Source organism: Pseudomonas sp. RC10, assembly GCF_038397775.1.
Taxonomy (GTDB): domain Bacteria; phylum Pseudomonadota; class Gammaproteobacteria; order Pseudomonadales; family Pseudomonadaceae; genus Aquipseudomonas; species Aquipseudomonas bambusae.
On the sequence record NZ_CP151650.1, the window covers coordinates 398,013 to 424,653 of the forward strand.

Below are 26,641 nucleotides of genomic sequence, written 5' to 3' on the forward strand. Positions count from 1 at the left end.
TTCATGTCGATCGAAGTCCGTAACGTCAGCAAGAATTTCAACGCTTTCAAGGCCCTCAACAGCATCAACCTGGACATCCAGAGTGGCGAGCTGGTGGCTTTGCTGGGTCCGTCCGGCTGTGGCAAAACCACGCTGCTGCGTATCATTGCGGGGCTGGAAACGCCGGATCAGGGCAGTATCGTGTTCCACGGCGAAGACGTCTCCGGTCACGATGTGCGTGATCGCAACGTCGGGTTCGTGTTCCAGCACTACGCGCTGTTCCGTCACATGACCGTCTTCGACAACGTTGCCTTCGGCCTGCGCATGAAGCCGAAAAATCAGCGCCCGAACGAAAGCCAGATCGCCGCCAAGGTCCATGAACTATTGAACATGGTGCAACTGGACTGGCTGTCGGACCGCTACCCTGAGCAATTGTCCGGTGGTCAGCGTCAGCGTATCGCCCTGGCGCGTGCCTTGGCGGTCGAGCCAAAAGTGCTGCTGCTGGACGAGCCGTTCGGTGCTCTCGATGCCAAAGTGCGCAAAGAATTGCGCCGCTGGCTGGCGCGCCTGCACGAAGACATCAACCTGACATCGGTGTTCGTGACCCACGACCAGGAAGAGGCCATGGAAGTCGCCGACCGCATCGTGGTGATGAACAAGGGCGTGATCGAGCAGATCGGTTCACCGGGGGAGGTGTACGAAAACCCGGCGAGCGACTTCGTCTATCACTTCCTTGGCGACTCCAACCGTCTGCATCTGGGCGAAGACAACCACGTGCTGTTCCGTCCGCACGAAGTGTCGTTGTCGCGTCATGAAGTGGAAGGGCACCACGCAGCGGAAGTTCGCGACATTCGGCCACTGGGCGCGACGACACGTGTAACGCTGAAAGTCGAAGGCCAGCCGGACCTGATCGAAGCGGAAGTGGTGAAGGATCACGACAGCCTGATAGGCCTGGCGCGCGGCGAGACGTTGTTCTTCAAGCCGAAGGTTTGGCAGAAGGTTGCCGACATCTAATCGGCGGTCCGCTCACTCGCGAAACCCTGTGGGAGCCAGCAAGCCGGCTTGTATGTTTAGACTTGATGGGGTGGGAGGGACGGAAAGCCGAATCTGACTCTAGCCAGTACAGACCGTTGGGAGACTTCCAGCCCCACCCTGTCACCTACAAGCGCCGATATGGAATGCATCGGCCTGGACCGACGATAGAAGCAAGCCAGCGCTTACGGTGAACCCCCAGCAAGCTCTTCAACCCTAACTCGGAGGGTGTGACATGGCAATCCTTGATGCAGCGGCGATTGTGGGTGTCGATGTGGCGATGGCGGAACTTGTCACCGCTCAGCGTGGTGTGGATAAAACTCATTGTTTGGTCAATGAGCGAACTTCGATTCACCACTGGCTCAAGACATTGCCTCAAGGCAGTGCCATCGCCCTCGAGGCGACCAATACCTACCATCTGGACCTAGTGGAAATGGCCCATGACATGGGGCACCTGGTGTTTGTCGTCGATGCGGCACGCGTAAGCAAATATCGAGAAAGTCTGGGCAAGCGCGCCAAAACAGATGCGTGCGATGCACATCTGCTGGCTCGCTATCTGGAAAAGGAAGGTGACGAGCTGCGTCAGTGGAGCCCGCCACCCCAGTTGCACACCCAGCTCAAGCATCTGCTGCATCGCAGGGCCTCGCTGGTCAATAGCCAGACGTCACTGCGCCAAGGCTGGAAGGATGAAAAAGACCTCAGGAAGGGGTTCGAGAAGTTGATGCGTCGCTTCAGCCATCTGATCAAAGATATCGAGAAACAGCTCAAGCAAGTGCTGATCAAGTCCGGTGAAATGGATCAGGTCAAACGTTGCCAGGGCATCGAAGGCGTCGGGTTCCTGACCGCCACAGCGCTGTTTGCGGCATTCCTTCGAGGCGAATTCAAAAACGTAGATGCGTACATCGCCTATCTGGGGCTGGATTTGCGGGTGTCGGATTCCGGGAACAAATCCGGTCGCCGCCGGCTAAGCAAGAAAGGCGACCCCGAGGTACGCCGGCTAGGCTACAACGCTTCAATGGCCGCCTGCCGATCGGCGACATGGAAACCGTATTACGAGAAGAAAATAGGCGAGGGGAAAGCCAGAACTGAAGCGTTGACGATATTGAGCAGGAAGCTCGCAGGGGTGGCCTTCTCGCTGATGAAGAAACGGGAAGAGTACGACTCTACGAAACGTTTGGGGGTTGCCCCCCAAACATAGAATCTCCCACAGATGCTTATGCAGCAGCCTTCTTCAAATTCCGCTTGTGCGTGCGCCCCACTTTCCCCTCGATGCTGTTCTGCAATTTCTTGCGCATCCCCATCAGAAACGCCGCTTCGGCGGTGACGAACAGCGGGCCGATGATCAGGCCTGTGACGTCGTCGACGAACGCGGGTTTACGACCTTCGTAATAATGACCAACGAACTGGATCGCCCAGCCGATCACGAACAGCCCGACGCCCGAGCCTAGCCAGACCAGCGTGCTTTGCTGCGCAAGGTGCGCGCCGATCCACAGAAACAGCGTCAGCACGACACCGAGGGCGATGCCCAACGGCTTGTCGAGGCGCAGGTAAAACAGCGTGGCGGCGACCGTCGCCAGCAAGGCGGGCGACAACCACAGTTCGCCCAGCGCCCAACTGCTCCAGCCAGGCCGCGACAGCAGCACCGACACGGCAAGGACGATCAGCGGAACACCGACGAAATGGGTAGCAATGTTGCGGGTATCGCGGTGGTAAGCCGCATACTGGCTGAGATGATCGATGAGGTTTTTCATTGTTATTCCTCCTGCGTGCGTTGATCATGCCGCTGCTTTTTGGGCCGGGGCCTGCCCGTTGGCTCAGCCTGCAATAAAACGCCTACGAGAAAAAGGAGATTCACGTGACGAATGGAACGCAATGGCGCTCATGGTTGGACAACGACCACTGGTTCAATGATTTGCCCGCTGCCTTGCAGGATAGCCTGCTGACCGGCATGCGGCAGCGGCGGGTCACCCCCGGCAAACTCATCATCAAGCGCGGCGAGCCTGCGTGTGGGCTGTATGCGCTGCTCGCGGGCTCTGTGCGCTTCAACGACGTCAAACAGCAACGTCACTGGCTATCGCCTCAAACGGCATCCAAGCGGCCGTACTGGTTTGGTGAAATCTCCCTCTTTGATGAGCGGCCCCGCCGGCACGATGTCTACGCGCAAGACCAGGTCATCCTCCTGCACATGCCGCAAGCCCCCCTTGATCACATACTCGACCACAACCCTCGCTACTGGCGCATGTTCCGGCAACTGCTGGGAAGCAAGCTCGGCCTGGGCGTTCCTGCGCGGGATGAAATGACCCTGCTGCCCACTGCCGAGCGCGTCGCGTTCCGGCTGCTCATGCTCAGCGAAGGCTACGGCGAACTTGACCGCTCCGTGCGCATCGTCTCCGTTCACGACATCCCCTCCAGCCGCTGCCTGGGCCTGACCCCGGACGTCATCGAACGCGTGCTGACCGATTTCGCATCACGAGGAATCATCCGTCGGGATCATGATTTCATCAGCGTGCTGGATTCGGAAAAGCTGCGCAGGACAGCGCGGCATCGGTTGACGCAGTTGCTCGCCTGAATTTTTCCGCAGATAAAAAATTCTGTAACAACCCGCCCGTATTCTTTCCCTATCCCCGGCGAGCTGGGGGCAGACAGCGTGATTATCAGGGCTACTCCTTAAGGCAGGGGGTGGCCCTCTTTTTTGGTCGCGTGATTGACTGTGTTTGCGGCATATGAATTTTGGGTATTAATAAATATCTTCTTATTCTTTTTCGAATATATGTCCCTTCCCTATACTCGCCGCCATGAACGCAAAAAGTGCAGGAGGCGAAGGCCGTGCATAACGAATCGATCCGTTACTTGATCGTGCCAGGCTGGCAAGGATCTGCCGAAGACCATTGGCAAACTCATTGGCAGAACAGCCTGCCCAACAGCGTGCGCGTGGAGCAGGCTGACTGGCTGAAACCTCGCCGCGAAGATTGGGTCGGTGAGTTGCAGCGAGCGATTGCCGTCGACAGTTCACCCGTGATTCTGATCGCCCACAGCCTTGGCTGTGTGACGGTGGCTCACTGGGCGCAACTGGCGCCATTGGAAACCTTGCGACAAGTGCGCGGCGCTTTGCTGGTGGCGCCTGCGGACGTCGAGCGACCGAACTGCCCGCCGGCGATTCGTAACTTTGCGCCTATCCCTGAGCACATGCTGCCGTTCCCGGCACAGGTGGTCAGTTCCGACAACGACTCCGCCGTCAGCGCCTTGCGTGCGATGGAAATGGCCCGCAACTGGGGTGCCGAGATCGGCATTCTGAGCGGCGCGGGTCATATCAACGTGAAATCCGGCCATCAACGCTGGGAACAGGGCTTCGCTTACCTGTATCGCCTGCAAGGCCGTATCGAACAACTCACACGACGCCGCGCATGAAGCCATGTTGCGTGGCGATGATCGCGTCAGAACGCACGCTGATCACGACCTTTTTCGCCGCAGTGAACCGACAGGCGCTGCGGCCTTTTTTTTAACGCTCAGGCTTTGATGGCTTGGGCGGGAGCCTGCCATGAGCCCATCAGACGTACCTCAACAACCCCTCCTGACTTTTCCCGACGCTGAAAAAAGCCCCCTGAGCATCCGTGCCAAGGCGCTGGTGTTTTTCGACCCGCGCTCTCGTCGCTTGCGCGAAGAAATGGAGCAGCTTGCCCCCCTGGATTTGCCGGTCTTGATCCGCGGCGAACCTGGCACCGGTAAAGAACTGTTGGCGCGGCATATCCACCGTGGCAGTGATCGTTCGGGGTTGTTCGTCTCGGTGAATTGCGGGGCGATCAGCCCGACCTACGCCGACGCCGAGCTTTTCGGCTACGCGGCTGGTGCGCACAGCGGGTCAGCGAGTAGCAGGGCGGGATGGTTCGGTTCGGCGACAGGCGGGACGCTGTACCTCGACGAGATCGCGGACCTGCCGTTGCCGATTCAGATCAAATTGTTGTCGGCGCTGGAAAATCACGAAGTCACCCGGGTCGGCGCCTCGCAGCCGAGTCCTGTGGACGTACGTCTTGTGGCGGCGACGAGCATTGATCTGAAACTGGCCGTTGCCGCAGGGAAGTTTCACGAGCGGCTTTATAGCTACCTGAGCGAAGGACGATTGGACCTGCCATCCCTGCGCGAGCAGCCGGGCAACATTCTGCCGTTGGCCGAGTATTTTCTGGGGATCTATAGCCAGCGCCTCGACTTCGACATGCCCCTGATCAGCGATGCCGCGCAGAAAGTGCTGGAAGCGCACTACTGGCCGGGGAATACACGGGAGCTGGAGAACGTCATTCATTTTGCGTTGCTGGTCAGCAGCGGGGCGGAGATTTTGCCGGAACATCTCAACCTTCCTTCCCGCTGACCGTTGAGCTAATCACCCGTGGGAGCTGCCGGAGCTGTGCGACGGCCGCGAAATCGGTGTGTCAGACAGACCGCATTCGCCAGCGTCGTAACCTCCGCAAGCTCCCACAGGACCGTGTTCGGGGCAGAATGTTGAGTTATCTGGAAAACGCCGACGGCCGCGAGAGCGCTGACGTAGAGCCATTTGGAGATCATGAGAGATGGCCAAAAGCCTTCTGAGAACCAAAAAGCATAACGATTCGCTTAAAAAGTATTGTCTCGGAATAAAAAATCTCGGTAATGTCCGCATCAGCCGCCACCCCCATGGGGTCGTACCCGCGGCACTATCTCGACAGAGTTGCCCACAAGGCGACCGGATTTTAAGGACATCGCATGAAAAAGACGTTGTTGTTTACCGCACTGGCGGCTGCCCTCTCCTTTGGCGTCAACGCAGCCCAGGCTGCCGAGAAACTGGTCGTCGGCGCGACGGCCGTTCCCCACGCCGAGATCCTGAACCTGATCAAGCCTGAACTGGCCAAAGAAGGCGTGGACCTGGAGATCAAGGTGTTCACTGACTACGTGCAGCCAAACGTGCAGTTGAACGAGAAACGTCTGGACGCCAACTACTTCCAGACCAAGCCGTACCTGGATGGCTTCAACAAAGGTAAAGGCGCCACTCTGGTGACCGGCGTGGGCGTGCACGTTGAACCGTTCGGCGGCTACTCCAAGAAGTGGAAGTCCATCGACCAACTGCCTGAAGGCGCCACCGTTGCCATTCCGAACGAAGGCAGCAACGCCGGTCGTGCGCTCCTTCTGCTGCAGAAAAACGGTCTGATCACCCTGAAAGACCCGACCAACGCGCTGGCGACCCCGAAAGACATCGCCACCAACCCGAAAAAACTGAAATTCCGCGAGCTGGAATCCGCTCTGCTGCCACGCGCTCTGGACCAGGTTGACCTGGACCTGATCAACACCAACTACGCGCTGGAAGCCAAACTGAATCCGAAGAAAGACGCGCTGATCATCGAAGGTGCCGATTCGCCTTACGTGAACTTCCTCGTCACCCGTACTGACAACGCCCACACCGACGCGATCAACAAGCTGTCGAAGGCGCTGACCAGCCAGGAAGTCAAAGACTTCATCAACAAGAAGTACGACGGTGCGGTATTGCCAGCGTTCTGATGTTGTAGCAGCAGCTGATATCTCTGTAGGAGTGAGCTTGCTCGCGATGGCGGCTGAAGAGTCATCATTGCAGTGCCTGACCTAACGGTTCGCGAGCAAGCTCACTCCTACAAAGTCCGCCGTATGCCGGAAAAGAGTCGAGCTCACTGACCCACGTTTTTCACGCCGACGGCTCGTACATGCGTCGGCGTTTTTGCATCCGCGTTCAAGGCTCGGCGCAGGGCGATGAGCAATTTCACATTGTCGTCCAGCCCTTTGTCGGACGAGTGATCGTTGAAGCCTACGCGTTCCGGCATGATCGTTCCTCTTTTTCTTATCTCTGGAGAGCGCCTCGGGTCGCAGCGAGCAAGGCTGCGAGGCAGGAGATAGACACGCATTTTGCCTTTCGGGTTCGTGGCTAAAGATAAGAATTTGGTATCCGGACCGTTACCGATACTGGCATTGCGCCGTCGCTAGTTCTTTCAGCGCTATCCATATGCCGTAACGATATTTAAATTTCCCTTCTTATATCTATAAAGTCCCGACTTCTCAGTCACACCATTCTGGAGTCGGAGTTCTCATGCCAGCAGCCTCCCAAGCTTCCACGTCCGCTCAAGCGCCGAGTCAGCAGTTCGATGTGCGTCCATTCGCCGAAAAGGTGGGCGCAGAAATCGTCGGACTGGACCTGTCCCGCCCGCTGAATGACGCAGACTTCGCCCGCGTACACCGCGCGCACCTGGATCACCACGTTGTCGTGTTCCGCGATCAGCAGATCACGCCGCAGCAACAGATCGATTTCAGCCGCCGTTTTGGCGTGCTGCAGATTCACGTGCTCAAGCAGTTCCTGCTCGCCAACCACCCTGAAATCCTGATCGTTTCCAACATCGTTGAAAACGGTCAGCCGGTGGGTCTGGGCGACGCCGGTAAATACTGGCACTCGGACCTGTCCTACAAAGAGCTGCCGAGCCTCGGCTCGATGCTTTACGCCCAGGAACTGCCGAGCGAAGGCGGCGACACATTGTTCGCCGACATGCATCAGGCATGGGAAACCTTGCCTGAGCACCTGCGCAAGGCCGTTGAAGGCCGCAAAGCCGTTCACAGCTACACCTCGCGCTACAGCCACGGCAAAAACGCCGAGAACTGGCGCCCGACGCTCAGCGCCGAGCAATTGGCCCAGGTCGCAGTCGTCAGCCACCCGATCGTGCGCACGCACCCGGAAAACGGCCGCAAGGCACTGTTCGTCAGTGAGGGGTTCACCACGCACATCGTGGACATCCCGGAAGACGAAAGCCGCGCGATTCTCGAAGAGATCTACGCCCACAGCGTGCGTCCGGAAAACGTCCTGCGCCACAAATGGCAGGAGAACGACATGGTGTTCTGGGACAACCGTTCCCTGATCCACCTGGCGGGCGGCACGCCTGACCATCTGCGTCGTCGTCTGCACCGCACCACCATTCAGGGCGATGCTCCGTTCTGATTCACACCGATTGAGGGAGCCCGCTCCATGAACGCTGTTCTGCAAAGCCACACGGCTAGCAATCGCTCGAACGCGCAAGAGGCCAATCAGCCTACCGCTGAAGCGCTATTGCAAGTCCAGGGCGTCAGCCTTGAATACCGCACCCCGGAGCGCGTGGTGCGGGCCACTCATCAAGTCAGTTTCGAAGTCGACCCGGCTGACCGCTTCGTCCTCCTCGGCCCATCGGGTTGCGGAAAATCGACGTTGCTCAAGGCCGTTGCCGGTTTCATCACGCCCAGCGAAGGGCAGATTCGTCTGGCCGGTCAGCAGGTCACAGAGCCGGGGCCGGACCGAATTGTCGTGTTTCAGGAGTTCGATCAGCTTCCGCCGTGGAAGACCGTGATTGAGAACGTCATGTTCCCGCTGCTGGCCTCGCGCACCCTCAAGCGTCGCGAAGCCGAAGAGCGGGCGCGGCATTATCTGGAAAAGGTCGGCCTGAGCGCATTTGCCGACGCCTACCCGCACACCCTGTCGGGGGGCATGAAGGCACGGGTTGCGATCGCCCGTGCGCTGGCAATGCAGCCGAAAATTCTGCTGATGGACGAGCCGTTCGCCGCGCTCGATGCCTTGACCCGTCGCAAGATGCAGGAAGAACTGCTGGAGCTGTGGGAAGAGGTGCGCTTCACGCTGTTGTTCGTGACCCACTCCATTGAAGAAGCGCTGGTCGTGGGTAACCGGATTCTGCTGCTGTCGCCGCATCCAGGCCGCGTGCGTGCCGAGATCAACAGCCATCAGTACGACCTGAAAAGCCTAGGCGGCGTGGATTTCCAGGCGTCCGCGCAGCGCATTCACCGGCTGCTGTTCGACGAAGGCGAAGCGCCTGCAGTCGAGCAGGATTTGCGGTTTCAGGATATTCGGATCGCTTACTGACAGCGCAGCGGATACGCGAATTGAACATCACCGAACGCCCGGATTGAACGCGCCTTGTAGGAGTGAGCTTGCTCGCGATAGCGGTGTGTCATTCACCACACCACTGTGTGATCTGACGCATCGCGAGCAAGCTCACTCCTACAGGGGTTGGGTCGAATTCAAAAGAGATTTCCACCATGAGCCTTTCACCCCCCATTCGCGAGGAATACGAAGTCGCGCTGGAGCCTTTCACTCAGGAAGACCTGGCCCGCGACATTCCTCTCGTGCAACGCATCTGGCAGCAAAGCTGGGTGCGCAAGACCGTGATCCTGATCGCCCTGGCGGTGATCTGGGAAATTGCCGCGCGCATTCAGGGCAATGACCTGTTGCTGCCGAGTTTCATCGACACCGCCAAGGCCTTCATCGACGGCATCGTCACTGGCGAGCTGCTGGCCAAGGTGTGGATTTCCCTGACCGTGCTGGTCAAGGGCTACCTGATCGGCATCGTGCTGGCGTTCTTCATGACCACACTGGCCGTGTCTACGCAATTGGGGCGCGACCTGCTCGGCACGCTGACCTCAATGCTCAACCCGCTGCCCGCCATCGCGCTGCTGCCGCTGTCGCTGCTCTGGTTTGGGTTGGGCGAAAACAGCCTGATCTTTGTGCTGGTTCACTCGGTGCTGTGGGCTTTGGCGCTGAACACCTACGCGGGCTTTCTTGGCGTGTCCGAAACCCAACGCATGGCCGGCCGCAACTATGGCCTGAAGGGTATTCGCTTCGTCTGGCACATCCTGATTCCTGCGGCGCTCCCGTCGATTCTGGCGGGCCTGAAAATCGGCTGGGCGTTCGCCTGGCGCACCCTGATCGCCGCCGAGCTGGTGTTTGGCGCATCGTCAGGGAAAGGCGGTCTGGGTTGGTACATCTTCCAGAACCGCAACGAGCTGTACACCGACAAGGTGTTTGCGGGCCTCGCGGCCGTGATCATCATCGGGCTGCTGGTGGAAAACCTGCTGTTCAGCAATGTGGAGCGCCTGACCGTGAAGCGATGGGGCATGCAGCGCTGAGGCCGGGACATAAGACTCATCCAACACTTTTCGCTTCTTTTGTGAGGAATTTATGGGGACTTCTTTCAAACGCCCGACGCTGACCGCGCTGGCCGTCACACTTGGTCTGACCGGCGCGCTGCTGAGCAGCGGCGCACACGCCGAAGGCAAGATCAGCATCGCCCAGCAGTTCGGCATCGGTTACCTGATTCTCGACGTCGTGCAGCAGCAGAAGCTGATCGAGAAGCACGGCAAGGAAGAGGGCATTGACATCAAGGTCGACTGGAACAGCATTTCCGGCGCCACCGCGATGAACGAAGCGCTGCTGGCGGGTGCGCTGGACGTGGTGTCGGCAGGCGTTCCGCCGATGTTGACCATCTGGGACCGCACCAAGGGCAAGCAGAACGTCAAGGCCATCGCCTCGCTGGGTTCGATGCCGAACTACCTGCTGAGCAACAAGCCGGACGTGAAGACCGTGAAGGATTTCACCGACAAAGACCGCATTGCCGTCCCGGCAGCGGGCGTGGGCTTCCAGTCGCGCACCTTGCAGATCGAGACCGCCAAGCTGTTCGGTAACGCCAACTACAAGAAATTCGACGACATCTCCGTCAGCCTGCCGCACCCGGACGCTACGTCGGCGCTGATTGCAGGTGGTTCGGAAATCAGCGCGCACTTCTCCAGCCCGCCGTTCCAGTACCAGGAACTGGAAAACCCGAACGTGCATAAAGTGCTGAGTTCGTACGATGTGCTGGGCGGTCAGGCCACGTTCAACGTGCTCTACACCACCCAGAAATTCCACGACGAAAACCCGAAGACCTACAAAGCCTTCTACGACGCGCTGGCGGAAGCCGAGAAGATCATCAAGGCCGACAAGAACGCCGCAGCGAAGACCTACATCGAGGTCGAGAAGTCCAAGCTGCCGTTGCCGCTGGTAGAGAAGATCGTCAACGACCCTGAAATCGACTTCACCATCGTGCCGCAACGCACTTACATCTATGCCGAGAAACTGAATGAGATCGGCGTGCTGAAGAACAAGGCCGACAGCTGGAAGGATTTCTTCTTTGAAGAAGCCCATGGTGGGGCGGGTAGCTGATCCGCGCTCGCAGGGTTTTTAGCCGACATCTCCTGACCGGTCACTGCGCGCTCCTACGTTTTTTTGATGTTTTCCATGATCTGCGCCAACCCGCGATCCCTGTAGGAGTGAGCTTGCTCGCGATTGCGTCGTGTCAGACGCTATTAATGGTTCTGATACTCCGCCATCGCGAGCAAGCTCACTCCTACAAAACGGTGATCGTCTCCATCCTCTGCGTGGGATTGATCAAGCGTTCTTCAATCCGGCCAATGCCAGGCCGGTTGATCCAGCATCCCCTGACCGACAATCCCGGTCTGTCCCAATTCTTTCTCCAACACGATGCTGTTGCATTCCGGGTCCTGCTCCAGAGCGGCGATCAAACGGCTGGCATGTGACACGACCCACACCTGACAACGCTGTGACGCGCGAATGATCAATCTCGCCAAGGCAGGCAGCAGGTCAGGATGAAGGCTGGTTTCCGGCTCGTTGAGTACCATCATCGTCGGCGGACGCGGTGTCAGCAGGGCGGCGATCAGCAGCAGATACCGCAAGGTGCCGTCCGACAGTTCGGACGCAGACAGCGGCCTCAATAACCCCTCTTGATAGAACTCCAATGAGAACAGCCCGCCGCCCTGCGCATCGATGGCGACCCGCGCCCCCGGAAAGGCATCGCTGATCGCGGCGTCCAGCGCCTCCGGTTCGCCAATCTCACGAATGGTCTGCAAGGCCGCTGCCAGGTCTCGCCCGTCGTGATGCAACACCGGCGTGCGCGTGCCCAGTTGCGGTTTGCGCGCAGGCGCGTCGGAATCGCTGCGGAAGTGATCATAAAATCGCCAACCACGAATGCTCTCACGCAGTTGCAGCACTTCCGGCGATGAGCGCAGGTTGCCCACCTGATCGAACACGCTGTCGAAGGTCGGTGTGTGTTGCGCCAGAACCTCCCAACTGCGCCCTTCGCGAGTCCGAACCATCGGCCCGGCGCGGTCCACCAGCAGACTGGCAGGGCGATACAGCGGCCCGGCCCAGATGCATTCGCGCTTGATCTCCGGGTCCAGGGCGAACGCCGTGGGCGCGTTCGACGGCGGAGGCAGCCCCAGCGAAATCGCGTAGCTGAAATCCTCGGCCGCAAACCCCAGGCGCAATCGAACGACCTCTTTGCGCGGCCCGCCCTGCACTTCGACTTCGCCGTTGCGCATGCGTCGGCTGATGCTCTCCGGCCCGGCCCAGAACGTGGACTTCAACCCGCCCTCTCGGGCCAGCGCATTGATAACCCCGCCTTGAGCCGTTTCGGCCAGCAAACGCAGGGCGCGGTAGAGGTTGGACTTGCCGCTGCCGTTGGGTCCGGTGATCAGGTTCAGGCGTGCCAGCGGCATCACCAGCGTGTTGATCGAGCGGTAATTGGCGACGGCGAGGGTGGTCAGCATCGGGCCTTCCTTGCGATGAACGTGTGCGACCGACGGGTCAGATTTCGCCGAGTTTAGCGGCCAAAGGAACCCTGATCTACGCTCACAGTCGCATGATCACACCACGACGACGCTCGGCGGCGCGGTGTACGCAACGGCAGTGGCACAAGGAGCTTGCATGCCCGCTCAACCCTCGGTTCTTCACACTGGCCTAACGGCCCTCGCGCTCGGCATGTGCCTGGCGCTGCTGTCTGGCTGCGGCAAGGAAAAGCCCAAAGACCCCGTGCTGCCGCGCGTGCAGGTTCAACAGGTCAAAACCGCCGAGTTCGCGGCGGCCGTCGCGCTGACGGGCGATATCCAGGCGCGGGTGCAAACCCAACTGTCATTTCGCGTCGGCGGCAAGATCATCCAGCGCATGGTGGATGTGGGCGACCGTATTACGGCCAAGCAGGTACTCGCCAAGCTCGACCCCAAGGATTTGCAGACCAATGTCGATTCGGCCAACGCCGCTGTCGCCGCCGAACAGGCTCGCGTGAAACAGACCGCCGCGGCGTTCGTGCGTCAGGAAAAGCTGCTGCCGAAAGGCTACACCAGCAAAAGCGAATACGACGCTGCGCAAGCTCAACTGCGCGGCAGCCAGAGCGCGCTGAAAGCCGCTCAGGCGCAGTTGGCCAACGCGCGCGAACAACTGGGCTACACGTCGCTGATCGCCGATGCGCCGGGCATCATCACGGCGCGTCAGGCCGAAGTGGGTCAGGTGGTTCAAGCGACCATGCCGATTTTCAGTCAGGCCCGGGATGGCGAACGCGACGCTGTGTTCAACGTCTACGAGTCGTTGTTCGTCAACCCGCCAACGGATCAGCCGGTCGAAGTCACGCTGCTGGATAACCCGCAAATCAAGGCCACCGGCAAGGTGCGCGAAGTCACCCCAGCGGTGTCTGCGCAGACCGGCACGCTACAGGTGAAGATTGCACTGGAGACTCTGCCTCAAGGCATGCAGCTCGGCTCCGTCGTCAGTGCCGCGCTGTCGGTGCCTGCGAAACAGAGCGTCGAACTGCCATGGTCGGCCCTTACGAAAGGGCTGGGCGATCAACTCGGCCAACCTGCGGTTTGGGTGGTCGATGACCAGAACAAGGTCAGCCTGCGTGGCGTGACGGTCGGGCGTTACCTGACGGGCAAAGTCATCATCATCGACGGTTTGAAGAACGACGAAAAAGTCGTGGTCGCTGGCAATCAACTGCTGCACCCGGACATGAAGGTCGAACTGGCTGACGTCTACAAGAACCCGACAGGAGCACCGCAATGAAGCGCCTGACGGGAGTGACGTTGATGGCATTGCTCATCAGCGCGTGCAGCAAGGAAGAGCCACCACCGGAGCCGGTGCGCCCGGTGTTGTTCGTCGAGGTCAAACCCCAGGCTGAGGAAAGCCTCGGACGTTTCGCCGGGAACATCGCCGCGCGTTATGAAAGCACCTTGGGTTTCCGCGTCTCGGGCCGCATCGCCCAGCGCAGTGTCGATGTGGGCGCTGAAGTGAAGAAGGGCGACATGCTCGCCGTACTCGACCCGACCGACCAGCAGAATCAGGTGCGTTCGACCCAGGGCGATCTGGCCCGCGTCGAGGCGCAGTTGATCAATGCCCAAGCCAATGCGCGGCGTCAGCAGGAGCTGTTCGACCGAGGCGTCGGCGCGCAGGCGGCGCTGGATGTCGCAGTGACCGACCTCAAAACCTCACAGTCTTCCTTCGATCAGTCCAAGGCCGCGTTGCAACAGGCCAAGGACCAGTTGAGCTACAGCGAGTTGCGCACCGATCACGACGCCGTCGTGACCCAATGGAAAGTCGAAGCGGGGCAAGTGGTCAGCGCGGGTGAACAAGTGGTGACGCTGGCGCGCCCGGACATCAAGGAAGCGGTGATCGACCTGCCGGGACCACTGGCGGAACAGCTGCCCAACGACGTGGTGTTCAAGGTCGCCAGCCAACTGGAACCAGACATCAACACCACGGCCACTTTGCGTGAACTCGAACCGCAAGCTGAAAGCACGACGCGCACCCGCCGCGCACGCCTGACGCTGGCCGACACGCCACCTTCATTCCGGTTGGGCACGGCGATCAGCGTAACCCTCAGTTCGGCCATCGAGCCGCGCATCGAATTGCCGCTCACGGCGTTGCAGGAGGTCGACGGCAAGCAGCAGATCTGGATCGTCGATACGCAGAACCAGACCGTGTCGCCGCGGCTGGTGCAGGTCGTCAGCCGTAACACCGACAGCGTGGTGCTGGCCGGTGGTGTGAAGGGTGGCGAGCGCGTGGTGACGGCCGGTGTGAACAGCCTCAAACCGGGGCAGAAAGTCAAAGTCGATAAGGACAGCCCACGATGAAAGGGAAGTTCAACCTCTCCGATTGGGCGCTCAAGCATCAGTCTTTTGTCTGGTACCTGATGTTCGTCGGCTTGCTGATGGGCGTGTTTTCGTACATGAACCTGGGCCGCGAGGAAGACCCCTCGTTCACCATCAAAACCATGGTCATCCAGACCCGCTGGCCGGGCGCGACCGTTGACGAAACCCTGGAGCAGGTCACCGACCGCATCGAGAAAAAGCTCGAAGAGCTCGACTCCCTCGACTACGTGAAAAGCTACACCCGACCGGGCGAGTCCACAGTCTTCGTTTACCTGCGGGACACCACCAGCGCGGCCGCGATTCCGGAGATCTGGTACCAGGTCCGCAAGAAAATTGATGACATTCGCGGGACCTTTCCTCAAGGGTTACAAGGCCCGGCGTTCAACGACGAGTTCGGTGACGTCTACGGCTCGATCTACGCCTTTACTGCTGACGGGCTGACGATGCGCCAGCTGCGGGACTATGTCGAGCAGGTCCGCGTGCAAATCCGCGATGTGCCGGGGCTGGGCAAGGTCGAGATGATCGGCCAGCAGGACGAAGTGCTGTACCTGAATTTCTCCACCCGCAAACTGGCGGCGCTGGGGCTGGATCAGCGTCAGGTTGTGCAAAGCCTGCAATCGCAGAACACCGTGACGCCTGCGGGGGTGATCGAGGCCGGGCCTGAGCGCATTTCGGTGCGCACGTCCGGCCAGTTCGCCTCCGAGAAGGATTTGGAAACGGTCAACCTGCGCCTCAACGACCGTTTCTATCGCCTGACCGATATCGCCGACATCAGCCGTGGCTACGTCGATCCGCCCAAGCCGCTGTTTCGCTACAACGGCAAGCCGGCTATCGGCCTCGCAATTGCGATGAAAAAAGGCGGCAACGTTCAAGAGTTCGGCAAAGACCTGCACGCGCGGATGGAGGCGGCGACTGCCGACCTGCCCATCGGCGTGGGCGTGAACAACGTGTCAGATCAGGCGCAGGTGGTTGAAAAAGCCGTCGGTGGCTTCACCAGCGCACTGTTCGAGGCGGTGGTGATCGTGCTGATCGTCAGCTTCATCAGCCTTGGTATGCGCGCGGGGTTGGTGGTGGCGTGCTCGATCCCGTTGGTGCTGGCGATGGTCTTCGTGTTCATGGAATACAGCGGCATCACCATGCAACGGATTTCGCTGGGCGCGCTGATCATCGCCCTCGGCTTGCTGGTGGACGACGCCATGATCACGGTCGAGATGATGGTCTCGCGGCTGGAAATGGGTGACTCCAAAGAGCAGGCGGCCACATTCGCCTACACCTCGACGGCGTTCCCGATGCTCACCGGTACGCTGGTGACGGTGGCCGGTTTCGTGCCCATCGGCCTCAACGCCAGTTCGGCGGGGGAATACACCTTCACGCTGTTCGCGGTGATTGCCGTGGCGATGCTGGTGTCGTGGGTCGTGGCGGTGCTGTTCGCGCCGGTCATCGGTGTGCACATTCTCAGCGAGAAGGTGAAAAAGAAAGACGAACACCACAAGCCGGGCCGCATCGCCCGAGCCTTCAACAGCTCGATGTTCTGGGCCATGCGGCATCGCTGGCTGACGATCATCGTCACGGTGCTGCTGTTTGCGACCTCGGTGTTTTGCATGCGCTTTGTGCAGAACCAGTTTTTCCCGTCCTCTGACCGACCGGAAATCCTCGTCGACCTCAATTTGCCGCAAAACGCCTCGATCAACGAGACGCGCAAGGCTGTGGACAAACTGGAAGCGAGCCTCAAGGACGACCCGGACATCGTGCGCTGGAGCACCTACATCGGGCAGGGCGCGGTGCGTTTCTACCTGCCGTTGGACCAGCAACTGGAAAACCCGTATTACGCGCAACTGGTGATCGTCAGCAAAGGCCTGGAAGAGCGTGCCGGGCTGATGGACCGCCTGAAAAAGCGCCTGCGTGATGAGTTCGTCGGCATTGGCACCTACGTGCAGCCGCTGGAAATGGGCCCGCCAGTGGGGCGTCCGATTCAGTACCGGGTGAGTGGCGATAACATCGACAAAGTGCGTCAACACGCTATCGACCTCGCGACGCTGCTCGACAAGAACCAGCACATCGGGGAAATGATTTACGACTGGAACGAGCCGGGCAAGGTCCTGCGCATCGACATCAATCAGGACAAGGCACGGCAACTCGGGCTGTCGTCGGAAGACGTCGCCCAGCTGATGAACAGCATCGTTACCGGTTCGGCCGTGACCCAGGTGCGCGACGACATTTACCTGATCAACGTGGTCGGACGCGCCGTGGACGTCGAGCGCGGCTCGCCGGAGACCCTGCAAAACCTGCAAATCGTCACGCCGCAAGGCACGTCGATTCCGTTGCTGGCGTTCGCCAACGTTCGGTATGAGCTGGAGCAGCCGCTGGTCTGGCGCCGCGACCGCAAGCCGACAATCACCCTCAAGGCAGCTGTGCGTGATGAGATGCAGCCGACCGATCTGGTGAAAGAGCTGAAGCCCGAAATCGACAAGTTCGCCTCGGCGCTGCCACCGGGCTACAAGATCGCCACCGGCGGTACGGTGGAAGAGAGCGGCAAGGCCCAAGGGCCGATTGCCAAGGTCGTGCCGCTGATGATCTTCCTCATGGCGACCTTTTTGATGATTCAGCTGCACAGCGTGCAGAAGATGTTCTTGGTGGCGAGTGTCGCGCCGCTCGGGTTGATCGGCGTGGTGCTGGCGCTGGTCCCGACCGGCACGCCCATGGGCTTTGTGGCGATCCTCGGGATTCTCGCGTTGATCGGCATCATCATCCGCAACTCGGTGATTCTGGTGACGCAAATCCACGAGTACGAAGTGGCGGGTTACCTGCCGTGGGATGCCGTGGCCGAAGCCACCGAGCATCGACGACGCCCGATTCTGTTGACGGCCGCGGCGGCGAGTCTGGGCATGATTCCGATTGCCCGCGAAGTGTTTTGGGGGCCGATGGCCTATGCGATGATCGGCGGGATCATCATCGCCACCCTGCTGACGCTGTTGTTCCTGCCTGCGCTGTACGTGGCCTGGTACAAGATCAAAGAGCCGACGCAGGAACAGCGGGATAAATCCGAACAGGAGAAAAAGCGCAGAGCCGAGGGCCACGGCGCGGACGATGAAGACGAGGACGAAGACGAAGACGAAGAGGGTGAGCCCACACCTACACGCTAAGTCTCATCGGCCTACGTTGCCGTGGGAAACGTCTGAACGACGTTTGTAGGCTCCCTGAGTACGGTCGACAGCCTTGATCACTCAGTGGGTTGTCGTCATGTGTGGTTTCATTTTGCGTGCCGTGGGAGTGCTGTGTGCGTTCGTTTGCGGCTCTGTTGTCGCCAGTGAAACCTTGGAAAATGAATTCTGGCGGGTCGAGCTTGAGCCGAAGACGCTGGCGATCAGGGTGCATCCCATTGGCCAATCGGCGGTTCACGTGTCGTCGGGCGTTGCGTTGCATGCCGTCGGTCACATCGAACGGACTTCGGATCGCCTGAATTGGCAATGGGATGACGGTGCCTGGACGCTTGAGGCTCGTCTCGAACGGCGCGAATTGCTGCTGACTGTCACCGCCCGTGAGGCAGGCACGCTGGCGTTCCTCAACCAATCTGCAAACGCGATGGGCCGCGCCTTGATCTGGCCACTTGCCGAGGGGCATTACGTGCCTCGCGGTCACGCGGTGTGGCAGCGGTTTCTGGCCGAGCAAGGGCCGCTCAATACCACGCAGGACCTGAGCCTGCCGCTGTGGGGCATGGACCACGGCGTATTCAGCCTCACGTGGTTGATGACGCAACCGTTCAATAATCGGCTGACATTCAAGGCTCAGGGCGATGGGCTGGCGTTGACTGCGGCTCACGAATTCACGTCCCTTGATCCCCATGCGCCTCTGACTTTTCGCCTTTACCTTGGGGATTCAGATCCGCTGGCGGGGGCGCGTCGCTACCGGCAATGGCTGATCGACAGCGGCGCCTATCAGACACTCGACGAGAAACTCGCCAAAACCCTCGAAGCCCGCAAATTGATCGGGGCGGCCCATGCGTACCTGTGGGGCAACGATTTGCTGGGGTTGAAAGATGTTCGATCCTGGTCGCGGCTGATCGACGCGCTGAACTCTTCTGCACCGCTCGCCGTACGGTTCAAGGGGCTCATGAATGCGGAGGCGCGCGCGATGCTTGACCCTTCGCGTCCGCCGTTGCAGCGCTGGGAGCAAGTCGTGGTGCTGCGCGATTTGAACGGGGCGTTCAACACAGCGGCTCGCGCACGTTGGCGCACAGGTGCTCAACCAGACATGGACGTTCTGGCGTCGAGTTACGGTGAGGTGCGAACTGCAATCGCCCGGTTTTTTGGGGATGCACTGACGGGTGACCCCTCGCGCTGGGGCGGCATGCTCACAGCGAAAAACATCGAGTTGTTCCGAGCAGCGGGTCTCACGCGACTGTGGCTTGGTCTTGGTGACGGCTGGGAAGGCGGGCTGTGGCATCCCGAAGCGGTGCGTGCAGCCGTGAAGGCCGGCTACCTGATTTCCCCCTACGACTCGTACGAAACGGCGCTGTCCGACAGCGAAAACCCGGACTGGACCACCGCACACCTGGGCAGCGACGCGCACCGCGACTGCGGCATCGTGTTGAAGAACGGCACAGCGAAGAGTGGCTTTCAGCAGTCCGGGCACTACACCGATCCTCGTTGCGTCAGGCCATTGCTCGAAGCCCGCGTTCAGGCCGTGCGCGGGGTTGCCGGTTTCAACAGCTGGTTTCTCGATGCCTACGCCACGGGCATGGTCTTCGACAGCTACCGCTCTGGCGCGACTCTCACTCAGTCGCAAAATGCTGCTGCAAACGAAGACGCAGCGCGTTGGGTGGGCGAGTCTCAGGGGCTGGTCGTGGGCTCAGAAGACGGCAATGCCAGCACCTCGCAGGGCATCTTCTTCGCCCACGGCATGCAGACTCCGGTGATCGGTTGGGGCGATGCGGACATGAGCACGCTCGCTCAATCCCCCTGGTTCGTGGGCAATTGGTATCCTCCGGAAAAACCTGCCGTGTTCTTCAAATCCGTGCCCATCAAAGAGCGCCATCGCGCCGTGCATTTCGACCCGACGACACGCCTTCCGCTGTACCAGGCAGTGTTCCACGGCTCGGTCATCACTACCCATCATTGGCTGTTCGACAGCTTGAAACTGAGCAACGTCAGGGCGGAGAACGAGCTGACTCAACTGCTCTACAACGTGCCGCCGTTGTACCACCTGAGCCAGGACACGCTTCAGGCCCGGTTGAAGATCATTCAAAAGCAGGACGCTTTCTTTCGCCCACTGCATGAGCGATTGGCGACACAGGCCTTGATCGGATTCGAGTGGCTGACGGCTGACCGGTTGGTGCAACAGACTACGTTCAACGACGGCACGCGGCTGGTGGCGAATTTTGATGAAAGGGTGCGAGAGGTGGATGGGCGTTTGTTTGCTGCTCATAGCGTGACGGCGATCAAAGGAGATAGCGGCGTGACCGCTTATCAAGCGACTCTGGACTAATCGCGGAATGCTCGGTCGATGCGTGAACCCTGTGGGAGCGAATTCATTCGCGAATAGCGTTCAGGCGATAGAGATGCATCGACTGTACTGCCTATTCGCGAATGAATTCGCTCCCACAGGTCTATCATTTGCCGTGAGATCGGTGGTGCCTCAAACCCTACGCCACACACTCGCCAACCACGGCTGCTGCTCCCTCGGCAGCCCTTCCGGCCGGTAATAATGCTCGACCTCTACGAACCCCGCTTCGGTCAGCAGTGCGCTCCAGGATTCCAGGTCATGGAACGAGCCATACCGCTCGCCCTTCCAGCCTTCCTGATTGTTGCCCCGAGGGTTGGAGCTGAACAGCACGCCACCCGGCTTCAACGCATTGCGCAGCTCGCCCAAGACACGCGGCAATTCCTGACGGGGAACATGAAAGAGTGACGCGTTGGCGAAAATGCCGTCGAAGCGCTCGGCAGGCAGGTCCAATGCGAGAAAGTTCTGGTGGAAGACTTCACAGCTACTGTCGGCACGGGCCATGTCGGCAAAACGCTCCGAGCCGTCCAGCCCGGTCGCTACGTGACCCAAGGCGGTAAACGTGCGCAAATCCCGCCCCGGCCCGCAGCCAAAATCGAGAATCTGAAACGGCGCAACGCCCCGGATATTGCGCAACAACGCGTCGATGTTCTGGCTGACATCATGATCCCGCGTGCCCTCACGAAACCCCTCGGCCACATCGTTGTAATTGCCCAGCGTGGTGGCGGTGATCTGAGCGAGGTCCTGCGGATCGAGTTTCATGGGGGCGGATTCTGAGCGGAGGAAGCGGCCAATATACCCTTGCTCGCCGTAAACGACGCAAATCTGTAGGAGTGAGCTTGCTCGCGATGAGGGTGTATCAATCGCAAACGACGTATCTGAACCTCCGCGATCGCGAGCAAGCTCACTCCTACAGAAGGGGGCGTGCCAGGACGATGATTTCATCGATACCGCAACCCCCGACAAGCCGTCCTGCGTTAGTTGAGGACAAGCAACCCGGATCAAATCACCGTTTATTCAACCGCAACGCCAACCGATCCCCGCCCAGTTGAATCACCGCCACCAACACCACCAGAAGCACGATCACGGTCAGCATCACTTGCGTGTCGAAGCGCTGATACCCGTAGCGGTAGGCGATGTCGCCGAGGCCGCCTGCGCCAATCGCGCCGGCCATGGCCGAGGAGTTGATCATGGTGACGAGGGTAATGGTGAAGCCGCCGACGATCCCCGGCAGGGATTCAGGCAGCAGAACATGCCAGACGATGTGCCAGCGGCGGCAGCCCATGGCCTGGGCCGCTTCGATCAGGCCGTGGTCGACTTCGCGCAGGCTGACTTCCGCGATGCGGGCGAAGAACGGTGTGGCGGCGATGGTCAGCGGCACCACGGCGGCCCACACGCCATAGGTCGTGCCGACGATCAGGCGCGTGAAAGGGATCAGCGCGACCATCAGAATCAGGAACGGTACCGAGCGAAAGATGTTCACGAACGCGCCCAGCACGCGATTCACGTTCGGCGCTTCGAAGATCCCGCCTTTGCCGCTGGTGACCAGAATCACCGCCAGCGGAACACCCAGCAGCAGCGCAATCAGTGATGAGACGCCGACCATGAGAAACGTGTCGAGCGTGCCTTGCCACAAGCGTTCAAACCACATAACCCAGCACCTTTGCGTGTTGCGCCTGTTTGCGGGCGCGGATGAGCAGTTCTTCGACAGACAACGACGAGTGGCTGATGGCGAGCAGCAGATGCCCCAGCGCACGTCCCTGAATGCGCTCGACGCCGCCGTGCAACAGGCTGACGCTACCGCCAAACGCACTGAACAGTGCCGACAAGTCCGGTTCGCTACCGTGGCTGCCGGTGAACTGCAAGTCCAGCACGACGCTCGCGTTTTTGTCTGTCGGCTGAGGCTGCAGACGGGCCTGGAGATCGTCGGGCAGCGCATGTTGCAGCGGCGCCAGCAGGGTTTTGCTCACCTTGTGTTGTGGATCGCCGAACACCTGCCACACCGGGCCTTGCTCGACGATCTCGCCTTTTTCCAGGACCACGACGCGGTCGCAGATTTCCCGGATCACGGCCATTTCGTGGGTAATGAGAATGATCGTCAGCCCTAGCCGCTGATTGATCTCGCGCAACAGGCCGAGGATCGATTGCGTTGTTTCCGGATCGAGCGCCGAGGTGGCTTCGTCGCACAGCAGAATTTCCGGGTCATGAACCAGCGCACGGGCGATCCCGACGCGCTGTTTCTGGCCGCCGGACAACTGCGCCGGGTAGGCGTTGTGCTTGTCTTGCAGGCCTACCAGTTCCAGCAATTCGGCGACCTTGCGCTGACGCTGTTCCTTGGGAACGCCCGCGACCTTGAGCGGCAGTTCGACGTTCTTCCAGACGGTCTTGGCCGACATCAGGTTGAAGTGCTGAAAGATCATGCCGATCCGTCGGCGCAGTTCCACTAGCTTGTCTTCGTTGAAGGCCGCAATGTCGATCTGATCGATCAGCACCCGGCCACTGCTCGGCTGTTCCAGCCGGTTGATGGTGCGAATCAGCGACGACTTGCCGGCGCCGCTGCGCCCGATGATGCCGAAGACCTCGCCGCGCTGGATATCCAGGTCGATGCCTTGCAGAGCCGCGACCGGCCCCTGCTGCCCTTCATACACCTTGCCCAACTGGCTGAAGCGCACGTGGGCGTTGGCTTTTTCCGGGTGCAGACGCGCCTGTGCGGCGGAATGCGGCGTGAGCTCTTCCAGTGGCAGGGAGCGTTGCACAGTGGCGCTCATGGTCAGTTCTTCCAGCCAGGTTGATAGAGCGTGCCGTTGGCTTTATCCAGCGCCGCGCGGACGACAGGGGAGTGTTGATAAATGTCGATGAACTTGGCCAGACGCGGGTCGTCCTTGTGGTCCGGCTTGATCACAAACTGAATCACGTATTCCGGGTGATCGAGGCCGTCGAACAGAATCGCCGAGGTGGCATCGAAGCTCTTTGCCGAGCGAATGTAGGCCGGGTAGCCCTGCACCAGATCGGCGTCGTCATAGGCGCGCACCAGTTGCACGGCTTCGACCTGGATCAGCTTGATCTTCTTCGGGTTGGTGAGGATGTCGTCTTCAGTGGCTTTGTAGCCCACGCCTGGCTTGAGGGTCAGCAGACCGGCCTTGGCCAGCAGTTGCAGGCCGCGTCCGCCGTTGATCGGGTCGTTGGCGATCGCCACGGTGGCGCCAGTCGGCAGTTCATCGAAGCTTTTGTATTTCTTCGAGTACAGGCCGACGTTGTTGATGATCCCCGGCGCATACGGCACCAGATCGAAGCCCGAAGCGGCTTTGGCATTTTCCAGGAACGGAATGTGCTGGAAGTAATTCACGTCGATGTCGCCCGCATTGAGGCTGACGTTCGGCGCGATCCAGTCGGTGAACTCCACCAGTTCGACTTTCAGCCCTTGTTTTTCGGCTTCGGCGACAGCCGTTTCCAGAGGAATGGCGAACGCGGCGGTGGTGCCGACTTTAAGCGGCTTGTCGGCCGCTTGAGTGAAGCCGGTGAACAGCCCGAGGGAAAGGGCCAGGGTGAGCAGGGTTTTTGTCATGGTGTTGTGTCCGGTTCGGTGTCAGTGGTCTGGTGTGAATTATTTGGATTGACGCAGGCCTCCTGTAGGAGCGAATTCATTCGCGATGCGGGTGTTCAAGCGACGAATCTCCATCGGCTGTACCGCCCAGAATGAATTCGCTCCCACAGTTGGGGCATCGTTCGTCGTTAAGTCGGTGTCGCGTTATCGAGCGTGTTTGCTGCTCTGTATCCCGCCCCCGCATGCCTCTCAGGCAACCGCGCATCCCCGTCGGCAAACAGCTTTTCGCGCAGGGTCCCGTGCTCGTAGGCGGTCTTGTACGAACCGCGCCGTTGCAGCTCGGGAATCACCAGATCAATGAAGTCCTCATAGCTCTCCGGGGTGACGATGCGCGTCAGGTTGAAGCCGTCGAGGCCGGTCTCGGCGATCCAGGATTCCAGCTCGTCCGCCACCTGCTCGGGCGAACCGATAACGTTGATGTAACGCCCGCCCAGCGCGTGCTGATCCAGCAGTTTTTGCCGGGTCCAATCGTTGTTCTTGAGAATTTTGGTCGCCGATTGAATCGCGTTGCTCTTCACATGCTGGATGGGTTCATCCAGTTCGTAATCAGCGAAATCAATGCCCGTCGACGCCGAGAAATGCGCGAGCCCCGCTTCCGGGCTGGCGTACTTGAGGTACTCGGCATGCTTGGCGCGAGCGGCCTCTTCCGTCGCGCCGACGATGACGTTCAGGCCCATGAAAATCTTGATGTCGTCCGGGTTGCGACCGGCCGCCACAGCGCTGGCGCGCACTTTATCCACCTGTTCGCGAGTCGCCGGCTTGTTCTGGCCGCTGATGAACACGCACTCGGCGTTGCTGCCCGCGAACTGCAGGCCGCGATCCGAGCTGCCTGCCTGAAACAGTACCGGCGTGCGCTGTGGTGACGGCTCGCAAAGGTGGTAACCCTCGACCTGATAAAACTCGCCGTGATGCCGTACGTAGTGGACTTTTTCCGGCTGCGCGTAGACCCGCGCTTCACGGTCTTCGATGACCGCGTCGTCCTCCCAACTGCCTTCCCAGAGCTTGTACAACACCTCCAGGTATTCGTCCGCCTGGTCATAACGGCGATCGTGTTCGATCTGCTCGCTCAGGCCCATGGCCTTGGCCGCGCTGTCCAGATAACCGGTGACGATGTTCCAGCCGACGCGGCCTCGGGTCAGGTGGTCGAGCGTGGACATGCGACGCGCGAAGAGATACGGCGCTTCGTACGTCAGGTTGGCGGTCAGGCCGAAACCGAGGTTTTTCGTCACCGCTGCCATGGCCGACACCAGCAGCAGCGGGTCGTTGACCGGCAGTTGAATCGATTCTTTCAGCGGAACATCAATGGACTTTTGGTACACGTCGTACACGCCGACGATGTCGGCGATGAACAGCCCGTCGAACAGCCCGCGTTCCAGCAACTGTGCAAGATTCGTCCAGTATTCGATCGTCTTGTATTGGGTGGACGTGTCCCGAGGGTGCGTCCAGAAACCATGATTGATATGCCCGATGCAGTTCATGTTGAACGCGTTAAGCAGGATCTTTTTCTTGCTCATCAGATCGTCCCCCGGCGCGGCGGATTGACGTCGTTCAGGTAAAAGTTGCCGATGGCGTGGTACTTCCAGCGCACCGGGTCATGCAGCGTATGAACCCGTGCGTTGCGCCAGTGACGATCGAGGCCATGCTCGGCCAGCGTCGACTGAGAACCGGCCAGTTCGAACAACGTGCTGCCAGCAGCGAGCGAAATCTCGGTGCTGATGGCGCGGGCTTCGGCCACGGCAATCGAAGCTTGCGCGACGTTCTGCGCGCTGCTGTCGGCCCGGGCGCGATCCAGAAATTCACCGGAGCGTTCGAGCAAGGCTTCAGTGGCGTGCAGGCGAATGCCGAGCTTGCCGAAGCTGTGCAGCGTCAATGGGTCATCTACGGCTTTTTCAATGCCGGAATCGATCCACGGACGGGTGCGGGTCCGCACGAAATGCAAGGCATCTTCATAGGCTGCGCGAGCGATCCCCGTGTCGATGGCGGCATGAAGAATCTGCGCCAGCGGGCCGACAGTGGTCGGGCGTTCGAAGGCGGTCTGGAACGGCACCACGTCTTCATCGCTGACGTAAACGTTGTCGAACACCACCGAGCCGCTGCCCGTGGTGCGCTGACCAAAGCCGCTCCAGTCGTCGATGACGGTCAGCCCCTCCGTGTCGGCAGGAACGAACGCCAGCTGTTGAATGCCGTCGTCATCGATCACCGACGTCGGAATGCGCTGGGCGTAGATCGCGCCGGTGGAGTAGAACTTCCGGCCGTTGATGCGCCAACCTTTTCCGTCGCGGCTCAGACGCGTGGTCCGGTCATGGGCAATACGGGTGCCGAGTTCCGCCAGCGCATTGCCAAAGCGCTGACCAGCGAGCACTTCGGCATACAGCCGCTTTTGCTGCTCGGGGCTGCCGTTCACGCGCAGCACTTCGAGGGCGTAAAAATGGTTTTGCGGAATCTGGCCCAGCGAGCCGTCGGCCGCCGAGATGATGCGAATGACTTCAGCCAGCGTGACGTACGAAACGCCCGCGCCACCGAAGGCTTTGGGTACGCTGATGCCCCACAGGCCCGAGCGGGAGAATTGTTCAAGTTCGACGTGGGGCAGGCGGCGTTCGCGGTCGCGTACAGCACTCTCTTGTTTAAAACGTTCAGCCAGCGAATGGGCGACAGCCAGCGCCTGGGCGTCATTTTCGATGATCGCGGTCACCGCCTGCGTGTCACGCGGCAAGGATTGAAGACTCATATGTGTGCTTCCAGTTGTCTGGT

The 26,641-nt window shown here is 60.1% G+C and carries 22 protein-coding genes and 1 pseudogene; 14 read left to right on the top strand and 9 right to left on the bottom strand.

The genetic code is table 11. The features are described 5' to 3' along the window. The first annotated feature begins 3 nt into the window (after positions 1 to 3). Both AAEO81_RS01770 and AAEO81_RS01775 read left to right on the top strand, forming a co-directional pair. Entirely contained in the window at positions 4 to 993 is a 990-nt protein-coding gene (locus AAEO81_RS01770; RefSeq protein ID WP_341961284.1) for a sulfate ABC transporter ATP-binding protein, read from the top strand. Positions 994 to 1,246: 253 nt separating this feature from the next. Further along, positions 1,247 to 2,209, top strand: coding sequence for an IS110 family transposase (locus tag AAEO81_RS01775; RefSeq protein WP_341958274.1), 963 nt, complete (start codon positions 1,247 to 1,249; stop codon positions 2,207 to 2,209). 16 nt (positions 2,210 to 2,225) lie between these two features. Here the strand turns inward: AAEO81_RS01775 and AAEO81_RS01780 are convergent, their stop codons facing one another. Further along, complete coding sequence (locus tag AAEO81_RS01780; RefSeq protein ID WP_341961285.1) at positions 2,226 to 2,762, bottom strand: Mpo1-like protein; 537 nt, start codon at positions 2,760 to 2,762, stop codon at positions 2,226 to 2,228. Positions 2,763 to 2,866: 104 nt separating this feature from the next. Between AAEO81_RS01780 and AAEO81_RS01785 the strand changes: the two genes are divergently transcribed. The 4 genes and pseudogenes from AAEO81_RS01785 (at position 2,867) to AAEO81_RS01800 (ending at position 6,534) form a co-directional block, all read left to right on the top strand. Next, complete coding sequence (locus AAEO81_RS01785) at positions 2,867 to 3,580, top strand: Crp/Fnr family transcriptional regulator (RefSeq protein WP_341961286.1); 714 nt, start codon at positions 2,867 to 2,869, stop codon at positions 3,578 to 3,580. A gap of 257 nt (positions 3,581 to 3,837) precedes the next feature. After that, on the top strand, positions 3,838 to 4,419 hold the full coding sequence (locus tag AAEO81_RS01790) for an alpha/beta hydrolase (protein WP_341961287.1): 582 nt from the start codon (positions 3,838 to 3,840) through the stop codon (positions 4,417 to 4,419). A gap of 130 nt (positions 4,420 to 4,549) precedes the next feature. After that, a pseudogene (locus tag AAEO81_RS01795) lies at positions 4,550 to 5,365 on the top strand (sigma 54-interacting transcriptional regulator); the annotation flags it as partial. A 380-nt stretch (positions 5,366 to 5,745) separates the two neighbouring features. Continuing rightward, a complete protein-coding gene (locus tag AAEO81_RS01800; RefSeq protein ID WP_166595830.1) occupies positions 5,746 to 6,534 on the top strand; it encodes a MetQ/NlpA family ABC transporter substrate-binding protein in 789 nt (262 codons plus the stop codon). 143 nt (positions 6,535 to 6,677) lie between these two features. On the opposite strand, the gene AAEO81_RS01805 is transcribed toward AAEO81_RS01800, so the two are convergent. Beyond that, positions 6,678 to 6,830: a hypothetical protein gene (locus tag AAEO81_RS01805; RefSeq protein ID WP_341961289.1), complete on the bottom strand. Its 153-nt coding sequence runs from the start codon at positions 6,828 to 6,830 to the stop codon at positions 6,678 to 6,680. A 263-nt stretch (positions 6,831 to 7,093) separates the two neighbouring features. On the opposite strand from AAEO81_RS01805, the gene AAEO81_RS01810 reads away from it, so the two are divergent. The 4 genes from AAEO81_RS01810 (at position 7,094) to AAEO81_RS01825 (ending at position 11,014) form a co-directional block, all read left to right on the top strand. Beyond that, complete coding sequence (locus AAEO81_RS01810; RefSeq protein ID WP_166595828.1) at positions 7,094 to 7,990, top strand: TauD/TfdA family dioxygenase; 897 nt, start codon at positions 7,094 to 7,096, stop codon at positions 7,988 to 7,990. Between the two features lie 27 nt (positions 7,991 to 8,017). Continuing rightward, the gene (locus AAEO81_RS01815; protein ID WP_341961291.1) at positions 8,018 to 8,899 is read left to right on the top strand and encodes an ABC transporter ATP-binding protein; all 882 of its coding nucleotides are present in this window, start codon (positions 8,018 to 8,020) and stop codon (positions 8,897 to 8,899) included. Positions 8,900 to 9,075: 176 nt separating this feature from the next. Next, a complete protein-coding gene (locus tag AAEO81_RS01820; protein ID WP_166595826.1) occupies positions 9,076 to 9,942 on the top strand; it encodes an ABC transporter permease in 867 nt (288 codons plus the stop codon). A 52-nt stretch (positions 9,943 to 9,994) separates the two neighbouring features. Next, the gene (locus tag AAEO81_RS01825; RefSeq protein WP_341961293.1) at positions 9,995 to 11,014 is read left to right on the top strand and encodes an ABC transporter substrate-binding protein; all 1,020 of its coding nucleotides are present in this window, start codon (positions 9,995 to 9,997) and stop codon (positions 11,012 to 11,014) included. 236 nt (positions 11,015 to 11,250) lie between these two features. On the opposite strand, the gene AAEO81_RS01830 is transcribed toward AAEO81_RS01825, so the two are convergent. Continuing rightward, a complete protein-coding gene (locus AAEO81_RS01830; RefSeq protein ID WP_341961295.1) occupies positions 11,251 to 12,417 on the bottom strand; it encodes an AAA family ATPase in 1,167 nt (388 codons plus the stop codon). 211 nt (positions 12,418 to 12,628) lie between these two features. Here AAEO81_RS01830 and AAEO81_RS01835 point away from each other — a divergent pair, with 211 nt between their 5' ends. The 4 genes from AAEO81_RS01835 to AAEO81_RS01850 all read left to right on the top strand — a co-directional run bounded on the left by AAEO81_RS01835 (position 12,629) and on the right by AAEO81_RS01850 (position 20,271). Continuing rightward, positions 12,629 to 13,702, top strand: a complete 1,074-nt coding sequence (locus AAEO81_RS01835; protein ID WP_341964441.1) for an efflux RND transporter periplasmic adaptor subunit — start codon at positions 12,629 to 12,631, stop codon at positions 13,700 to 13,702. Next, a complete protein-coding gene (locus tag AAEO81_RS01840; protein WP_341961297.1) occupies positions 13,699 to 14,769 on the top strand; it encodes an efflux RND transporter periplasmic adaptor subunit in 1,071 nt (356 codons plus the stop codon). Before AAEO81_RS01835 ends, AAEO81_RS01840 begins: the two co-directional genes overlap by 4 nt. Next, the gene (locus AAEO81_RS01845) at positions 14,766 to 17,930 is read left to right on the top strand and encodes an efflux RND transporter permease subunit (protein WP_341961298.1); all 3,165 of its coding nucleotides are present in this window, start codon (positions 14,766 to 14,768) and stop codon (positions 17,928 to 17,930) included. Before AAEO81_RS01840 ends, AAEO81_RS01845 begins: the two co-directional genes overlap by 4 nt. 97 nt (positions 17,931 to 18,027) lie before the next feature. Then, entirely contained in the window at positions 18,028 to 20,271 is a 2,244-nt protein-coding gene (locus AAEO81_RS01850; protein ID WP_341961299.1) for a glycoside hydrolase, read from the top strand. 150 nt (positions 20,272 to 20,421) lie between these two features. Here the strand turns inward: AAEO81_RS01850 and AAEO81_RS01855 are convergent, their stop codons facing one another. The 6 genes from AAEO81_RS01855 to AAEO81_RS01880 all read right to left on the bottom strand — a co-directional run bounded on the left by AAEO81_RS01855 (position 20,422) and on the right by AAEO81_RS01880 (position 26,618). Further along, a complete protein-coding gene (locus AAEO81_RS01855) occupies positions 20,422 to 21,048 on the bottom strand; it encodes a methyltransferase domain-containing protein (RefSeq protein WP_341961300.1) in 627 nt (208 codons plus the stop codon). 244 nt (positions 21,049 to 21,292) lie between these two features. Continuing rightward, entirely contained in the window at positions 21,293 to 21,937 is a 645-nt protein-coding gene (locus tag AAEO81_RS01860) for a methionine ABC transporter permease (RefSeq protein WP_166595818.1), read from the bottom strand. Beyond that, complete coding sequence (locus tag AAEO81_RS01865; RefSeq protein ID WP_341961303.1) at positions 21,927 to 23,054, bottom strand: ATP-binding cassette domain-containing protein; 1,128 nt, start codon at positions 23,052 to 23,054, stop codon at positions 21,927 to 21,929. The genes AAEO81_RS01860 and AAEO81_RS01865 overlap by 11 nt, the downstream gene beginning before the upstream one ends. Before the next feature lie 2 nt (positions 23,055 to 23,056). Beyond that, on the bottom strand, positions 23,057 to 23,851 hold the full coding sequence (locus AAEO81_RS01870; protein WP_341961304.1) for a MetQ/NlpA family ABC transporter substrate-binding protein: 795 nt from the start codon (positions 23,849 to 23,851) through the stop codon (positions 23,057 to 23,059). A gap of 167 nt (positions 23,852 to 24,018) precedes the next feature. After that, positions 24,019 to 25,404: an LLM class flavin-dependent oxidoreductase gene (locus tag AAEO81_RS01875; protein WP_341961305.1), complete on the bottom strand. Its 1,386-nt coding sequence runs from the start codon at positions 25,402 to 25,404 to the stop codon at positions 24,019 to 24,021. Next, complete coding sequence (locus AAEO81_RS01880) at positions 25,404 to 26,618, bottom strand: SfnB family sulfur acquisition oxidoreductase (protein WP_341961306.1); 1,215 nt, start codon at positions 26,616 to 26,618, stop codon at positions 25,404 to 25,406. Before AAEO81_RS01880 ends, AAEO81_RS01875 begins: the two co-directional genes overlap by 1 nt. Positions 26,619 to 26,641 lie beyond the last annotated feature (23 nt).

What these genes read in the sequence shown, in the direction of transcription:
- AAEO81_RS01770 (WP_341961284.1), top strand. Translation starts at nt 4, where the DNA reads ATGTCGATCGAAGTCCGTAACGTCAGCAAGAATTTCAACGCTTTCAAG.
- AAEO81_RS01775 (WP_341958274.1), top strand. Translation starts at nt 1,247, where the DNA reads ATGGCAATCCTTGATGCAGCGGCGATTGTGGGTGTCGATGTGGCGATG.
- AAEO81_RS01780 (WP_341961285.1), bottom strand. Translation starts at nt 2,762, where the DNA reads ATGAAAAACCTCATCGATCATCTCAGCCAGTATGCGGCTTACCACCGC.
- AAEO81_RS01800 (WP_166595830.1), top strand. Translation starts at nt 5,746, where the DNA reads ATGAAAAAGACGTTGTTGTTTACCGCACTGGCGGCTGCCCTCTCCTTT.
- AAEO81_RS01805 (WP_341961289.1), bottom strand. Translation starts at nt 6,830, where the DNA reads ATGCCGGAACGCGTAGGCTTCAACGATCACTCGTCCGACAAAGGGCTG.
- AAEO81_RS01810 (WP_166595828.1), top strand. Translation starts at nt 7,094, where the DNA reads ATGCCAGCAGCCTCCCAAGCTTCCACGTCCGCTCAAGCGCCGAGTCAG.
- AAEO81_RS01815 (WP_341961291.1), top strand. Translation starts at nt 8,018, where the DNA reads ATGAACGCTGTTCTGCAAAGCCACACGGCTAGCAATCGCTCGAACGCG.
- AAEO81_RS01820 (WP_166595826.1), top strand. Translation starts at nt 9,076, where the DNA reads ATGAGCCTTTCACCCCCCATTCGCGAGGAATACGAAGTCGCGCTGGAG.
- AAEO81_RS01825 (WP_341961293.1), top strand. Translation starts at nt 9,995, where the DNA reads ATGGGGACTTCTTTCAAACGCCCGACGCTGACCGCGCTGGCCGTCACA.
- AAEO81_RS01830 (WP_341961295.1), bottom strand. Translation starts at nt 12,417, where the DNA reads ATGCTGACCACCCTCGCCGTCGCCAATTACCGCTCGATCAACACGCTG.
- AAEO81_RS01835 (WP_341964441.1), top strand. Translation starts at nt 12,629, where the DNA reads ATGTGCCTGGCGCTGCTGTCTGGCTGCGGCAAGGAAAAGCCCAAAGAC.
- AAEO81_RS01840 (WP_341961297.1), top strand. Translation starts at nt 13,699, where the DNA reads ATGAAGCGCCTGACGGGAGTGACGTTGATGGCATTGCTCATCAGCGCG.
- AAEO81_RS01845 (WP_341961298.1), top strand. Translation starts at nt 14,766, where the DNA reads ATGAAAGGGAAGTTCAACCTCTCCGATTGGGCGCTCAAGCATCAGTCT.
- AAEO81_RS01850 (WP_341961299.1), top strand. Translation starts at nt 18,028, where the DNA reads ATGTGTGGTTTCATTTTGCGTGCCGTGGGAGTGCTGTGTGCGTTCGTT.
- AAEO81_RS01855 (WP_341961300.1), bottom strand. Translation starts at nt 21,048, where the DNA reads ATGAAACTCGATCCGCAGGACCTCGCTCAGATCACCGCCACCACGCTG.
- AAEO81_RS01860 (WP_166595818.1), bottom strand. Translation starts at nt 21,937, where the DNA reads ATGTGGTTTGAACGCTTGTGGCAAGGCACGCTCGACACGTTTCTCATG.
- AAEO81_RS01865 (WP_341961303.1), bottom strand. Translation starts at nt 23,054, where the DNA reads ATGAGCGCCACTGTGCAACGCTCCCTGCCACTGGAAGAGCTCACGCCG.
- AAEO81_RS01870 (WP_341961304.1), bottom strand. Translation starts at nt 23,851, where the DNA reads ATGACAAAAACCCTGCTCACCCTGGCCCTTTCCCTCGGGCTGTTCACC.
- AAEO81_RS01875 (WP_341961305.1), bottom strand. Translation starts at nt 25,404, where the DNA reads ATGAGCAAGAAAAAGATCCTGCTTAACGCGTTCAACATGAACTGCATC.
- AAEO81_RS01880 (WP_341961306.1), bottom strand. Translation starts at nt 26,618, where the DNA reads ATGAGTCTTCAATCCTTGCCGCGTGACACGCAGGCGGTGACCGCGATC.